10 protein-coding genes are annotated in these 13778 nt (G+C 73.4%); 7 read left to right on the top strand and 3 right to left on the bottom strand.

Annotated elements, in window-relative coordinates:
• From BFV98_RS06810 to BFV98_RS06800, 3 genes are read left to right on the top strand one after another with little or no spacing between them, the layout of a single operon-like run.
• Positions 1–930: an ROK family protein gene (locus BFV98_RS06810; protein WP_071095451.1), complete on the top strand. Its 930-nt coding sequence runs from the start codon at positions 1–3 to the stop codon at positions 928–930.
• Positions 927–1616 carry an N-acetylmannosamine-6-phosphate 2-epimerase gene (locus BFV98_RS06805; protein WP_071095448.1) on the top strand — a complete coding sequence of 230 codons (690 nt, stop codon included), beginning with the start codon at positions 927–929 and terminating at the stop codon, positions 1614–1616. The genes BFV98_RS06810 and BFV98_RS06805 overlap by 4 nt, the downstream gene beginning before the upstream one ends.
• Positions 1607–2578 (top strand): acetylxylan esterase, encoded by a 972-nt coding sequence (locus BFV98_RS06800; protein WP_071095446.1) that lies wholly within the window; start codon positions 1607–1609, stop codon positions 2576–2578. The genes BFV98_RS06805 and BFV98_RS06800 overlap by 10 nt, the downstream gene beginning before the upstream one ends.
• Here the strand turns inward: BFV98_RS06800 and BFV98_RS06795 are convergent.
• The 3 genes from BFV98_RS06795 to BFV98_RS06785 all read right to left on the bottom strand — a co-directional run bounded on the left by BFV98_RS06795 (position 2575) and on the right by BFV98_RS06785 (position 9462).
• The gene (locus BFV98_RS06795) at positions 2575–3618 is read right to left on the bottom strand and encodes a polyprenyl synthetase family protein (protein WP_030268959.1); all 1044 of its coding nucleotides are present in this window, start codon (positions 3616–3618) and stop codon (positions 2575–2577) included. The two genes, BFV98_RS06800 and BFV98_RS06795, sit on opposite strands and share 4 nt — an antisense overlap.
• 7 nt (positions 3619–3625) lie before the next feature.
• Positions 3626–4036: a hypothetical protein gene (locus tag BFV98_RS06790; protein WP_030268962.1), complete on the bottom strand. Its 411-nt coding sequence runs from the start codon at positions 4034–4036 to the stop codon at positions 3626–3628.
• 83 nt (positions 4037–4119) lie between these two features.
• The gene (locus BFV98_RS06785) at positions 4120–9462 is read right to left on the bottom strand and encodes a DUF11 domain-containing protein (RefSeq protein WP_083395237.1); all 5343 of its coding nucleotides are present in this window, start codon (positions 9460–9462) and stop codon (positions 4120–4122) included.
• 205 nt (positions 9463–9667) lie between these two features.
• Here BFV98_RS06785 and BFV98_RS06780 point away from each other — a divergent pair, with 205 nt between their 5' ends.
• The 4 genes from BFV98_RS06780 to BFV98_RS06765 are packed head-to-tail and all read left to right on the top strand — an operon-like array spanning position 9668 to position 13766.
• Complete coding sequence (locus BFV98_RS06780) at positions 9668–11230, top strand: phenylacetate--CoA ligase family protein (RefSeq protein ID WP_071095442.1); 1563 nt, start codon at positions 9668–9670, stop codon at positions 11228–11230.
• A gap of 3 nt (positions 11231–11233) precedes the next feature.
• The gene (locus BFV98_RS06775; RefSeq protein ID WP_013285846.1) at positions 11234–11674 is read left to right on the top strand and encodes a hypothetical protein; all 441 of its coding nucleotides are present in this window, start codon (positions 11234–11236) and stop codon (positions 11672–11674) included.
• Positions 11671–12753, top strand: a complete 1083-nt coding sequence (locus BFV98_RS06770) for a GNAT family N-acetyltransferase (protein WP_071095440.1) — start codon at positions 11671–11673, stop codon at positions 12751–12753. Before BFV98_RS06775 ends, BFV98_RS06770 begins: the two co-directional genes overlap by 4 nt.
• A 2-nt stretch (positions 12754–12755) precedes the next feature.
• Positions 12756–13766, top strand: coding sequence for a nitroreductase (locus tag BFV98_RS06765; protein WP_013477139.1), 1011 nt, complete (start codon positions 12756–12758; stop codon positions 13764–13766).
• Positions 13767–13778: the final 12 nt, after the last annotated feature.

The raw sequence follows: 13778 nt of genomic DNA, 5'->3' as shown, positions 1-13778 counted from the left end.
ATGCCCGAGGTGAGCACGACCGGTCTGGTCGCCGCGCTCGACATCGGCGGCACCAAGACCACCGCCGCCCTGGTCACCGCCGGGGGAGAGATCGTCGGCCGGCGCACCGCGCCGACGCCTGGTCGCTCCGGCGCCGCCGCGGTGCTCGACACCGCCGCCGGCCTGGTGGAGAAGCTGCGGGCGGACGCACCGGGCGTCGTACGGGCGCTCGGCGTCGGCAGCGCCGGAGTCATCGACAGCCGCTCCGGCCTGGTGCTGTCCGCCACCGACGTGCTGACCGGGTGGACCGGCACGGATTTGCGCGGCGACCTGAGCCGGCGCCTGGGCGTGCCGGTCACCGTGATCAACGACGTGCACGCCCACGCGCTGGGCGAGGCGCGTCACGGCGCCGCCGCCGGGTACGACACAGTGCTCTACGTCGCCGTCGGCACCGGTGTCGGGGCGTCGTTCGTCCTCGGCGACTCGGCGCTCGCCGGTGCGCACAGCGCCGCCGGGCACGCCGGGCACCAGCCGTCCCCGTACGCCGGAACGCTTGCCTGCACGTGCGGCGGGCGCGGGCACCTGGAGGCGATCGCCGCCGGGCCCGCGCTCGCAGCCGAGTACGTCCGGCGTACCGGCCGGCCGGTGGCCGACCTGCGGGCCGTCGCCGCGCTGGCCGCGGACGGCGACGATGCGGCCCGGGAGGTCGTCCGGCTCGGCGGCGCGGCTGCCGGGTCCGCCGTCGGCGGCCTGGTCAACGTGCTCGACCCCGCCGCCGTGGTGATCGGCGGCGGCGTGACCGGCCTCGGTGAGCCGTGGTGGCGGGCGCTGCGCGACGCGGTGCGCGCCGAGACGCTGCCCGGCCTGGCCGGCGTGCCCGTGCTCGCCTCCACCCTCGGCCCCGACGCGCCGCTGCTCGGCGCCGCCTCGCTCGCCTGGAAGGTCTCATGAACGCGCTCGTCGACCAGCTCCGTGACCGCCTGGTCGTCTCCTGCCAGGCGTACCCGGGTGAGCCCATGCGCGACCCGGAAACCATGCGCCGGGTCGCGCTCGCCACCGCCCGGGGCGGCGCCGCCGGCATCCGCGCCCAGGGACTGGCTGACATCGCCGCCATCCGCGCGGCGGTGGACCTGCCGCTGATCGGGCTCTGGAAGGACGGCGACGACGACGTCTTCATCACCCCGACGCTGGAGCACGCGCTCGCCGTCGCCGACGCCGGGGCGCACGTCGTCGCGCTCGACGGCACGTCCCGGCCCCGGCCCGACGGCCGCACCCTCGCCGACACGATCGCGGCCGTGCACGAGCGCACCGGCGCGCTGGTGATGGCCGACTGCTCCACGCTGGATGAGGGCATCGCGGCGGCCGCCGCTGGCGCCGACCTGGTCGGCACCACGCTCGCCGGGTACACCGCGTACACCACCAAGGGCGACGGGCCGGACCTGGACCTGGTCGCCCGGCTCGCCGCCGCGGTGGACGTCCCGGTGGTCGCCGAGGGGCGCATCCACACGCCCGAGCAGGCCGCGCAGGCGCTGCGGGCGGGCGCGTGGACGGTCGTGGTCGGCACCGCCATCACCCACCCGAGCACCATCACCGGCTGGTTCGCCGCCGCCGTGCAGGAGGCCGCGTCGTGCCGCTGACCGACCTCGACCTGGCCGGCTGCCTCGCGTACCGGCCGGAGCTGGACGTGCCGGCGGACCTGGACGCGTTCTGGTCGCGCACCCTCGACGGCGGCGGCGACCCGGAGGCGGCGGTCTACGAGCCGGTCGACACCGGCCTGACCCAGATCCGCACGTACGCCGCCACGATCCCCGGCTTCGGCGGCGAACCGGTACGCGGATGGCTGCACCTGCCCGCCGGGGCCGACGGGCCGCTGCCCTGCGTGGTCGAGTACCTCGGCTACGGCCGGGGCCGCGGCCTGGCGCACGAGAAGCTGTTCTGGGCTGCGGCGGGCTTCGCGCACCTGATCATGGACAGCCGGGGCCAGGGCTGGAGCGCCGCCACCGGCGGCACGCCCGACCCGCACCCCTACCCGGCCGGCACCGTGCCCGGCTTCCTCACCCGGGGCGTCGCCGACCCCGCCGACCACTACTACCGGCGGCTCATCACCGACGCGGTGCGCTTCGCCGAGGCCGCCCGGCGGCACCCCGCCGTCGACCCCGCGCGGGTGGCGGTCACCGGCTTCAGCCAGGGCGGCGGCCTCGCTCTCGCCGCCGGCGCGCTGTGCCCGGACGTCGCCGCCGTCATGCCGGACGTGCCGTTCCTGTGCGACATCCGCCGGGGCGTGCGCGTCGCCGGCCCGGACAGCCCGTACGCCGAGGTCGTCGACTACCTCGCGCTGCACCGCGACCGCGCCGACCAGGTGTTCCGCACCCTGTCCTACCTGGACGCCGCCGTGCTCGCGCCGCGCGCGACCGCGCCGGCGCTGTTCTCGATCGCCCTGCGGGACCAGGTCTGCCCGCCGTCGACCTGCTTCGCCGCCTACCAGCGCTACGGCGGCGACAAGGACGTGCGGGTGTACGAGTTCAACGACCACGAGGGCGGCGAGGCGGAACACCAGCGCGAACAGCTCACCTGGTTGCGCGGGTTCCTGGGCGCCTAACGCGCGCGTTCCACCACGTAGTCGGTCAGCTCCAGCAGAAAACGGCCGTCGTCGGTGTCGGCAGCGTCGCCGAGCGCCCGCTCACCCTCGCGCCGGGCGGCCAGCGCGAGGTCCCGGGCGCTGCGCCGCGCCGACTCCACACAGTCGTACGCGAGCAGCCGCCCGTGCAGCCAGCGCACCTCGGCGTCGGTGCGCTCCGCACGGGTCCGGCTCAGCAGGCGCACGAGCCGTTCGCGTTCCTCCGGTGTGCACCGCCGCATGAAGTCGATCAGGATCAGCGTGCGCTTGCCCTCCCACAGGTCACCGGCGATCTCCTTGCCGTACCGGGCGTAGTCGCCGGTGAGGTTGAGCGCGTCGTCCTGGATCTGGAACGCCGCACCCAGGTACCAGCCGTAGCGGTCCAGCACGTCGACCGCGTTCTCCCGGCCGGTCGCCACGAGGATCCCCGTGCGGCACGGGTAGATGCACGTGTACCAGGACGTCTTCTTCAGGCACATCCGGTAGTAGTCGTCGGCGTCCAGGTCGCACACGTTGTCGCGGATCCAGCCGATCTCGATGGCCTGCCCCTCCAGCGAGTGGCGCATCATCAGCTCGGTCTCGGTGAACAGCCGCCAGGCGATCCCGGAGCCGAGCGCCGCCCGATTCGCCGCCAGCCGCCGCAACGCCAGCAGGTTCGTCATATTGCCGACGTTCAGGGCCACGCCCACGCCGTACTCGGCGTGCAGGGTCCGCCCACCGCGCCGCTGCTCGCTTTCGTCCTGGATGTCGTCGTGGATGAGGAAGGCGTTGTGGAACAGCTCCACAGTCACCGCGGCGTTGAGGCCCACCGCGTCGCCGCCGCCGAACGCCCGGCACGTGGCCAGGCACAGCGCGGCGCGCAGCCCCTTGCCCCACCGCCGTGGGTACTCCGCGACCAGGTCGTAGAGGTATCGCGGGCCGTCGTCGGGCACGTCGTCGAGCAGCGCGCCGAGGGCGAGCCCGCGATAGCGCTCCAGCATTCGTTCCACGTGCCCGCCGGCCACCCCGGTGGTCGGCGCCATCGCGCGGCTACCGGTCCGTCGGCCGCTTCGGGGCCGGCGACGCCAGCCGGTCCGCGAGCCCGTTTGCGATCTCGGGGGCCAGCCGCGCCAGATTGAGTACGGTGTCCAGCGCGTCGTGGGCATCCGAGGTGTACCGCCGGATCACCTCGCCGCGCTGGTCGTCGGCCATCTTCAGTTGCCCGACCACGGTGTCGATCAGGGCGTGCCCGTCGGTGCGGACCCGGGCGACGAGTTCGTCGAACGCCTCCGGGTCCACGCGCCGGCTCTCGGTCAGCTTCTCCTCGAGCCGCCGGGCGCCGGCCAGCCCCGCCGCGAGTTCCTCCTCCAGCACCGTGGCCGCGTGGGTCACGGTCTCCGAGGTCTCCTCGGCCACCTTCTCGAAGCGCTCGTTCGTGCGCTCACGCTCCACGTTCTCCATGCGGCGGAGTCTCCACCCGGCTCCGGGCGGCGGGCTAGGCATGTGTCGCGATGGTGACTGACGGTAATGACCGCAGGTGGTGGTCAGGGGTGTCGGCGCGAGCGGCGGGTCATGACCAGACCGGCGACCAGGAGAACGCCGAGTGTCACGGCCCCGAGCCCGATCGAGGTGATGGTGACCATGCCACTGCCGGTCACCGGCAACGGCGGCATCGGCTTGGGCGGCCCCGGCTTGGGTGGCGTCGGTGTGGGCGGTTCCGGCGTGGGAGGTACCGGGGTGGGCTGCACCGGCCCGGCGACGACCACCGTCGCCGAGCAGTTCGGCGTGCAGTCCGGGTCGGCGGCACCAGATGGTGGGGTGACCGTGGCGGTGTTCGTCAGGTCGCCCGTGGTGCCCGCCGGCACGGTCCCGGTGATCGTGTAGGTGAGCGTTCCGCCGGCCCGGACGGTGACGGTGTCGGTGATGTCTCCGGTGCCGGAGGCGGCGCAGGTGCTCCCGGTGGACGCCGCGCAGGTCCAGGTGAAGCCGGCCACCGGCAGGGGGTCGGTGACTGTGGCGCCCACGGCGTCGGACGGGCCACCGTTGGTGACGGTGACTGTGTACGTCAGCGGTTCCGCTGGCACATAAGGATTCGGGGCGGCCGTCTTGGTCACCGCGAGGCCGACTGTGGGTTGGCCCGGGATCACGACGGTGGCCGAGCAGTTGGGTGTGCAATCGGGATCGGCAGCCCCTTCGGGCGGTGTGACGGTGGTGGTGTTGGAGAGGTCACCGGTGGTGCCGGGCGGCACGGTTCCGGTGATCGTGTAGGTGAGCGTGCCGCCCGCGAGCACTGTGACGGTGTCGGTGATGTCGCCGGTGCCCGATGCCGTGCAGGTGCTCCCGGTGGACGCCTCACAGCTCCAGGTGAGGCCGGGCAGCGGCAGGGTGTCGGTGACCGTGGCGCCGACGGCGTCGGACGGTCCGCCGTTGGTGACGGTGACCGTGTACGTGAACGGGCTTTCCGGCACGTACGGGTTCGGCGTCCCGGTCTTGGTCACCGCGAGGTCGATTGTGGTCTGGCCGGGAGTCACGACGGTGGCCGAGCAGTTCGGGGCGCATCCGGGATCGGTGGCGCCTTCCGGCGGCGTGACCGTGACGGTGTTGGAGATGTCTCCGGTGGCGCTGGGCGGCACGGCACCGGTGATCGTGTACGTCACCGTCCCCCCGGCCCGGATGGTGACCCTGTCGCTGATGTTGCCGGTACCGGAGACCGTGCACGTGCTGCCGGCGGAGGCGTCACAGGACCAGCCGAACCTGGCCAGAGGGCCGGGCAGCACGTCGGTCACTGTGGCGCCGACGGCGTCGGACGGCCCGCCGTTCGTCACGGAGACGGTGTACGTCAGGGGAGTGCCCGGCACGTACGGGCTGGGTGTCGCCGTCTTGGTGACGGCCAGATCGACTGTGCTCTGGCCGGGAGTCACGACCGTGGCGGAGCAGTTGGGTGTGCAGCCGGGATCGGAGACACCCTCGGGCGGGGTGACGGTGGCGGTGTTGGTGAGGTCTCCCGTGGTTCCCGCCGGCACCGTTCCGGTGATGGTGTAGACGACCGACTCACCGACCCGGATGGTGACCCGGTCGTCGATGTCTCCGAGCCCGGAGGCGGTGCAGGTGCTGCCGATACCGGCTGTGCACGTCCACTCGAACCCGGCCAGCGGCTCGGGCAGCGCGTCGGTCACCGTGGCGCCGACGGCGTCGGAGGGCCCGCCGTTGGTGACGGTGACGGTGTACGTGAACGGCGCGCCCGGCACGTAGGGGCTCGGAGCGGCGGTCTTGGTGATCGCGAGGTCGACTGTGGGAAGGCCGGGCGTCACCGTCGTGGACTGGCAACTGGGGGTGCAGCCGGGATCGGCGACGCCCTCCGGTGGGGTGAGGACGGCGGTGTTCGTCAGGTCGCCGGCGGTGCTCGCCGGCACGGTCCCGCTGATCGTGTAGGTCAGTGTGCCCCCGGCCCGGACGGTGACGGTGTCGTCGATGTCTCCGCTTCCGGAGGCGGTGCACGCGCTGCCGGTGGACGCCTCACAGGTCCAGGTGAACCCCTCCAGCGGCAGATCGTCCGCGACCGTGGCGCCGACCGCGTCCGAGGGGCCGGCATTGGTGACGGTGACGGTCCAGGTCAGCGCCGCCCCCGGCACGTACGGGCTCGGGGTCGCGGTCTTGCTGACGGCGAGGCCGACTGTGGGCTGGGCCGGGGTGACGACCGTGGCGGTGCAGTTGGGGGTGCAGCCGGGGTCGGTGACCCCTTCCGGCGGGGTGACCGTGGTGGTGTTGGTGAGGTCGCCTGTGGTGCCGGCGGGGACGGTCCCGGTGATCGTGTACGTGAGGGTTCCGCCCGCGAGGACGGTGACGGTGTCGGCGATGTCCCCGCTGCCCGACGCGGTGCACGTGCTGCCGGTGGACGCCGCGCAGGTCCAGGTGAGGCCGGGCAGCGGCAGCGGGTCGGTGACTGTGGCGCCGACGGCGTCGGAGGGTCCGCCGTTGGTGACGGTGACCGTGTACGTCAGGGGAGTACCCGGCACGTACGGATTCGGGGTGGCGGTCTTGGTGACCGCGAGGTCGACTGTGGGTTGGCCCGGAGTCACGCTGGTGGCGGAGCAGTTCGGTGTGCAGCCGGGATCGGTCGCGCCTTCGGGCGGGGTGACGGTGGTGGTGTTGGTGAGGTCGCCTGTGGTGCCGGCGGGGACGGTCCCGGTGATCGTGTACGTGAGGGTTCCGCCCGCGAGCACTGTGACGGTGTCGCTGATGTCCCCGCTTCCGGAGGCGGCACACGTGCTGCCGGTGGACGCCGCACAGGTCCAGGTGAACCCGGGCAGCGGCAGCGGGTCGGTGACTGTGGCGCCGACGGCGTCCGACGGGCCGCCGTTGGTGACGGTGACCGTGTACGTCAGGGGAGTGCCCGGCACGTACGGATTCGGCGTCCCGGTCTTGGTGACCGCCAGGTCGACAGTCGGCGCCGCCGGGGTCACCACAGTCGCGGTGCAGTTCGGGGTGCAGCCGGGATCGGAGACACGCTCGGGCGGGGTGACGGTGGTGGTGTTGGTGAGGTCGCCTGTGGTGCCGGCGGGGACGGTCCCGCTGATCGTGTAGGTGAGCGTTCCGCCTGCGAGCACTGTGACGGTGTCGGCGATGTCCCCGCTGCCCGACGCGGTACAGGTGCTGCCGGTGGACGCCGCGCAGGTCCAGGTGAACCCGGGCAGCGGCAGGGCGTCGGTGACAGTGGCGCCGACCGCGTCCGACGGCCCGCCGTTGGTGACGGTGACCGTGTACGCCAGGGGAGTACCCGGCACGTACGGGCTCGGTGCCGCCGTCTTGGTCACCGCCAGGTCGACGGTGGGCTGCCCCGGGGTGACGATCGTCGCCGTGCAGTTCGGCGTGCAGCCGGGATCGGAGACACCCTCGGGCGGGGTGACGGTGGTGGTGTTGGTGAGGTCGCCTGTGGTGCCTGCGGGCACGGTTCCGCTGATCGTGTAGGTGAGCGTTCCGCCTGCGAGCACTGTGACGGTGTCGGCGATGTCCCCGCTGCCCGACGCGGTACAGGTGCTGCCGGTGGACGCCGCGCAGGTCCAGGTGAATCCGGCCAGCGGCAGCGTGTCAGTGACTGTGGCGCCGACCGCGTCCGACGGGCCGCCGTTGGTGACGCTGACCGTGTACGTCAGCGACGCCCCCGGCACGTACGGGTCAGGGGCCGCCGTCTTCGTGACGGCCAGGTCGACGGCGGGCGCCGCCGGGGTCACCACCGTCGCGGCGCAGGTGGGCGTGCAGCCGGGGTCGGAGACCCCGTCCGGTGGGGTGACCGTCGCGGTGTTCGTCAGGTCGCCGGTGGTGCCTGCGGGCACGGTCCCGCTGATCGTGTACGTGAGCGTCCCGCCCGCGAGCACTGTGACGGTGTCGGTGATGTCCCCGCTGCCCGACGCGGTGCACGTGCTGCCGGTGGACGCCGCGCAGGTCCAGGTGAACCCGGGCGCCGGCAGGGGATCGGTCACAGTGGCGCCGACGGCGTCGGACGGCCCGCCGTTCGTCACGGTGACCGTGTAGGTCAGTGGCGCGCCCGGCACGTACGGGTTCGGGCTCGCCGTCTTCGCCACGGCCAGGTCGACCGCGGGGATGACCTGGAGCGTCGCGGAGCCGGGCGGGTTGATCCCGACGATGGCCGGGAAGTTGCTCTCACAGCCGGGGATCGGCGTGCCGTCCGGCCCGGCGCATCCGGTGTTCGTGTACGAGCCGACCACGTCGGCAGTCACCTCGACGGAGACGGTGCAGGATGCGACGCCCAGGCCGATGTCACCGTCGAAGACCACCGAGGTCGCGCCGGCTGCCGCGGTCACCGTGGCGTCCGAGCAGGTGGTGCTGTTCACCCCGGTCGCGGTCACGCCGGCGGGAAGGTCGTCGGTGAAACTCATCCCGTTCTTGGCCCGCAGGTCGTCGGTGTTGGTGACGGTGAACGTCAGCGTGGACGTCTGCCCCTGCGCGATGGTGGCCGGGCTGAACGCCTTGTCCAGTTGCGGGGTCACGTCCACGATCTGCGGAAGGTCGAACGCCACGTCGTTGCCGGTGCCGGTGGCGGTCGCGTTGTAGAGCCGGAGCCCCAGTGTCGGCGTGTCGGCCACCGACAGTTGCAGCGCCGTCGACTGCAGCTTCGCGATCCACGTGTTGTTGACGATCACGGCACCCGGATCCGTACACGGGCTCAGGTTCTCCGCGAGCACCGTCGGCACCCCGTTGAGGAGCAGCTCGAAGCGCAGGCGTGCCCGCTGCGCGAAGGGGACGGTGCAGTTCCGCTCGGCGAAGATCGCCGAGACCTCGTAGAAGTGCCCGCCCACCGCCGGGATCGAGTTGTTGTCCGTCTCCAACTGGTATCCGGGCAGCTGGGCGGTCGTGCCGTTGGTGTACTCGGTGAGCACCTGGTTGGTGGCCGCCTCCTCGGTGCTCTGTCCCTGGAACAGCCCCATGTCACGGGCCATCTCGCGCAGCCGGTCCCAGGCGGCGTTCCGGGCGCAGTTGTCGTTGTTTGTCACCGGCGGGCTGCCGCCGTTGGGCGGCAGTGGCGACGTCTGGCGCATGATCCAGCCGTTGCACTGCGCCGCGCCGGGGCTCCACGCCGGGTCCGCCGTGTACGTCTCGCTGTCCGCGCCGCTGCCTCCCGGGCCCGGCACGTAGACCGAACCGGGGGAGCCGGTGTACGAGCCGATGCGGATCGGCTCGTCGGCCGCGCTCTCGTTGGAGAAGTCCTCGGTGAAGATGGGAGTGCCGGGCTGGGGCACTCCCGGCTGGCCGGGGACGGTGGCCGAGGCGTGCCGGGGCGAGACCACCACCGCGAACGTCGACGACGCCGCCAGCACGGCGAGCACCGCCAGCGCCGACGCAGGTCGCCGCCATCCCTTGTGAACCATCTTCCTCTTCCCCCGTTGTGGCTGGTCGGAGCCGGAAGGCCCCGACGCTCACAGCGGTAAAGGTTCCAGGTCACTACCCCTTAAGTCCGGTTTTTCATGATTCCCACGTCCGGTCACGGCGGGCGGCCGGCTGGGTACGCGTACTCAGCGCAGTACCGTCCCGTCGCTCATGTGCGGGCGCGGCGGCGTCGACAGGATGCTTGTCATGGCCGAGACGCTGCACCGACACGCCGCTGCACGTACCGTCGACACGCCCCTGCCCGCCGAGGCCGCGCTGGCCCCCGCCGGCCGCGCGGTCGCCGCGCTCGCCCGGCTCGTCGCCCACCACCCGGCCGGCTGGCGCTGGCTGGCCCGGCGCCACCACCCGGTCCTCGACCGGCTCGCCGCCGCGAACGCGCGGTCGACCTGCGTGCGGGCCGCCCGGCGGGTGCCTGCTTACCAGGCGTTCCTGCGGGCCCGCCCGGGCGGCCTGCGCCGCCGGCTGCGGGACTTCCCGGAGACCGACAAGCACGGGTACGTCATGGCGTACGACGCCTCCGCCCGCTGCCGGGACGGGCGGATGCCGGATCGGGGCGTGGTGGTCGACGAGTCGGCCGGCTCGTCCGGGCGGCCGTTCAACTGGCCGCGCGGCGAGCGGGAACTACGGGCGGTGCACCGGGACATCGCCGGCTACACCGGACTGGCGTTCCCGATGCGCCGCCCGTTCGTCATAAACGCGTACTCGATGGGCGCCTGGGCGACCGGCACCACCACCGGCGCGGCGATGGCCCGGATCGCGACTGTGAAGAACACCGGCCCGGACCTCGGGAAGATCGTCGACACGCTGCGCGAGTTCGGTCCCGGCCACGACTACCTGGTGACCGCGTACCCGCCGTTCCTCAAGCACCTGCGGGACCGGCTCGACGCCGAGGACTTCCAGTGGTCGCGGTACCGGATCTTCGCCAGCTGCGGCGGCGAGGGGATGACCGAGGCACTGCGCGACTACCTGGAGCAGCGGTTCGTGCGGGTGCGCTCGGCGTACGGGGCGTCGGACCTGACCATCGGCATCGGCGCGGAGACCCGGTTCACGGTGTGGCTGCGGCGGCGGCTGCGCACCGACGCGGGACTGCGCGCGGAACTGCTCGGCCGGGGCGAGCAGCGGCTGCCGATGGTGTTCCAGTACAACCCGTTCGCCACCTACCTGGAGACGAACGAGCGGAGGGAACTGCTCTGCACTGTGGCCAGCCCGCACGTGCTCCAGCCCCGGCTGCGCTACAACGTCGGCGACGAGGCGCTGCTGGTGCCGTACCGGCGGATCGTCGAGCTGGCCAACGCGGACCCGGTACGCCGCGCCGAGTTCCGTACCGCGGTGTCCGAGGAGCGGATGACGCTGCCGCTGCTGCTGTTGTTCGGCCGCAGCGACTCCACCGTGTCCTACCTGGGCGCGAACCTCTACCCGCAGGACGTCGAGTACGGCCTCTACACCGGCAACCCGTACGCCGCCGAGATCAACAGGTTCTGTCTCACGCTGCACGAGGACGCGGCGCTGGAGACCCGGCCGGTGATCCACGTCGAGCTGCGCCGCCCGCTGGACGCCGCGGCACGCGCGGCGCTCGCCGACGCCTGCCGCGACGGGGTACGCGCGCACCTGACCTCGGTGTCGCGGGACTTCGCGCAGTCCCTGGTGGAGGACCCGACCGCCGGTGACCTGCGGGTCGAGCTGCACGAACCGGACGGCGGCCCGTTCGCCGACATGCAGAAGCTCAAGAACGTCTACCTGGTGAGGTGAGCGATGCGTACCCGTGACTTCTCCCGCGCCCCCGCGCAGGCCCGCGCCGGCGCCATGTTCATCGGCGGCACCCGGTACGCGAACCCGCTGGTGCTGCTGCGCCTGGCCCCCGACTGGATCCGGATGGTGCGCGACATGCGCCGGATGTCCGGCTACTGCTGGCACACCGTCTACTGGCAGTTTCCGCTGACGCTCGGCACGATCGCGTTCTTCACCGACCGGGACGCGCTGCTGCGCTTCGCCCGGACCCGGCACCACCGCAAGCTGATGATGTGGCTGACCGACGGCGACCGCAACGCCACCGCCGGGTTCATCCGGCTCTACACCGCCTCCCCGGACGGCTACTCCAACGGCGCGTGGCGGGCCGAGGACGGCGCGATGGGCCACATCGAGCGGTTCACCCCGCTGGGCGCGGAGACGACCGGACCGGCGGTGCGCCGGTGACCGGCCACCGGTTCGAGCCCGTGACCGGCCGGCGCGGCCTGCGCGACTTCCTCGCCCTCACCGACCGGCTGTACGCCGACGAGCCCCGGTACGTGCCGACGCCCCGGCAGCAGATCCGCCGCTGGTGGCGCGACGGCGTGCCGATGTACGTGCTGCGCGACGCCACCGGCGCCGTGGTCGGGCGGACCACGCTGCACACCGACGCGGACTTCGACGCCGAGATGGGGCTCCGCTGCCAGCTGTTCGGGCTCACCGAGTTCACCGCGCCGGCCGCCCGGCCGCTGTTCGACGCGATCGGCGCGTACGCGACGCCCGGCCGGGACCTGCTGTTCGGGCCGGTGGCGCTGCTGCCCAACCAGGCCGGCGGCGTGATCACCTCCGGGTACGCCGACCGGGGTTTCGTGGACAGCGCGTGGAACCCGCCGTACTACCCGGACGCGTACGAGGAGAACGGGTTCACCGGGCGGTTCGTCTCCGACACGTGGATCTGCCCGGTCCCGCCGCCGGTCGAGGCGCCGCCCGCGCTGGGGGTCCAGCCCGACGGCGCGCGGCTGGAACTGCACCGGGGGAACACGCGGCGGCTCGACGAACAGCTCGACCTGCTGCGCGGGATGCTCAACGACTCCTTCGCCCAGCTCGGCTACTACACGCCGATCTCCGCGGCGCAACTGCGGCGGCAGACCGACGGCCTGGCGTACCTGCTGGACGAGTCGCTCCTGCTCTACCTGACCCGCGACGGGCGGCCGGTGGCGTTCGTGCTCTGCGTGCCGGACATCAGCGACTTCCTGGTCGCGGTCCGCGGCGACCTGAACCCGGTCAACCAGCTGCGGCTGCTGGCCACCCGCCGCCGGTACCGGCGGGAGGCGGTGCTGATCGTCAAGGGCGTGGTGCCGGAGTTCCAGGGGCGCGGCTACCAGCGGCTGCTCTCCGCGCACCTGCACCACAACCTGCACGACGGCGGCTACACGGCGCTGCGCAGCACGTACGTCGGGCGGGACAACCCGGCGTCGGCGGCCCAGTACCGGCGCCTCGGCGGGCGCCCGCTGCACGGCTACACGTTCTACGCCAGGGAGCGGTGAGCATGGACCTCGCCGCGTTCCACGCGCTGGAGCCGCTGTGCTGGCGGGCGCCGAGCGCACACAACACCCAGCCGTGGCGGCTGCGCTACGAGCGCTGGGCGATCACCGTCGGCTGGGATCCGGCCGACGCGCTTCCCGCGGGCGACCCGACCGGGCGCGACCTGCGGCTGTCGCTGGGCGCGTTCGTGGAGACCTGCCTGATCGTCGCCGCCGACGCGGGGCTGCGGCTGGACTGGGCCGCCGACCACGACGAGTCCGACCGGCGGGTGGGGCGGCTGCGGCCGGGACGGCAGCCGTACCGGACGCCGTTCCGCACCGCCGACGTGTGGGACCGGCGTACCCACCGGGGCCGGTTCACCGCCGGGCCGGACGCCGACGTGGTCGCGGCCGTGGACGCGGTCGCCCGGCGGGCCGGTGGCGCGGTCCGTGCCGTGCCGGCGGCCGGGCGGCTGCGCGCGCTGCTGCGCACGGCCGACCGGCAGGTGTACGCCGACCCGGCGGTGGTCGCGGAGCTGCGCCGCTGGCTGCGCCTGGACCGGTCGGGCCCGCGCTACCGGGCGGACGGGCTCAGTGACAGGTGCCTCGGGCTGGGCCGAGCCACTGCCACCGGACTGCGGGCGGCGCTCGCGGCGTACCCGGCGTTGCGCCCGCTGGGGCTGCCCCGGCTGCTCGCCGCCGCGGGCGGTGACCCGCTGGCGCAGGGCGGCGGGGTGCTGGCGCTCGTCGCGCCGCCCGGTCTGGACGCGGCCGGGCAGGTCGAGTTCGGACGCGTGCTCATGCGGATGTGGCTGACGCTGCACACGGCCGGGCTGGCCGCGCATCCGCTCAGTCAGCTCGTCGACGTGGCCGCCACCCGGGACGCGCTCGGCACGCTGCTGGACGTGGCGCCGGAGCGGATCGTGCACGTGGCCCGGGTGGGCCGGCCGGTCGCGCCGGCACCCCGCTCGGCGCGCCGGGTCGAGCGCACGGGTGGGGGAGTGCTGATGCGGGACGCCGCGGTCCGGGTGGGGTAGGACCGCCGGGGG

This window comes from Micromonospora sp. WMMB235, assembly GCF_001855515.1.
GTDB lineage: Bacteria > Actinomycetota > Actinomycetes > Mycobacteriales > Micromonosporaceae > Micromonospora > Micromonospora aurantiaca.
Note: the sequence above shows the minus strand (reverse complement) of the source record. Positions and strands in the feature narration are given on the sequence as shown.

Bases quoted from the DNA above. Each gene is read 5' to 3' on its own strand.
- BFV98_RS06810 (WP_071095451.1), top strand. From the start codon at position 1: ATGCCCGAGGTGAGCACGACCGGTCTGGTCGCCGCGCTCGACATCGGC.
- BFV98_RS06805 (WP_071095448.1), top strand. From the start codon at position 927: ATGAACGCGCTCGTCGACCAGCTCCGTGACCGCCTGGTCGTCTCCTGC.
- BFV98_RS06795 (WP_030268959.1), bottom strand. From the start codon at position 3,618: ATGGCGCCGACCACCGGGGTGGCCGGCGGGCACGTGGAACGAATGCTG.
- BFV98_RS06790 (WP_030268962.1), bottom strand. From the start codon at position 4,036: ATGGAGAACGTGGAGCGTGAGCGCACGAACGAGCGCTTCGAGAAGGTG.
- BFV98_RS06785 (WP_083395237.1), bottom strand. From the start codon at position 9,462: ATGGTTCACAAGGGATGGCGGCGACCTGCGTCGGCGCTGGCGGTGCTC.
- BFV98_RS06780 (WP_071095442.1), top strand. From the start codon at position 9,668: ATGGCCGAGACGCTGCACCGACACGCCGCTGCACGTACCGTCGACACG.
- BFV98_RS06775 (WP_013285846.1), top strand. From the start codon at position 11,234: ATGCGTACCCGTGACTTCTCCCGCGCCCCCGCGCAGGCCCGCGCCGGC.
- BFV98_RS06765 (WP_013477139.1), top strand. From the start codon at position 12,756: ATGGACCTCGCCGCGTTCCACGCGCTGGAGCCGCTGTGCTGGCGGGCG.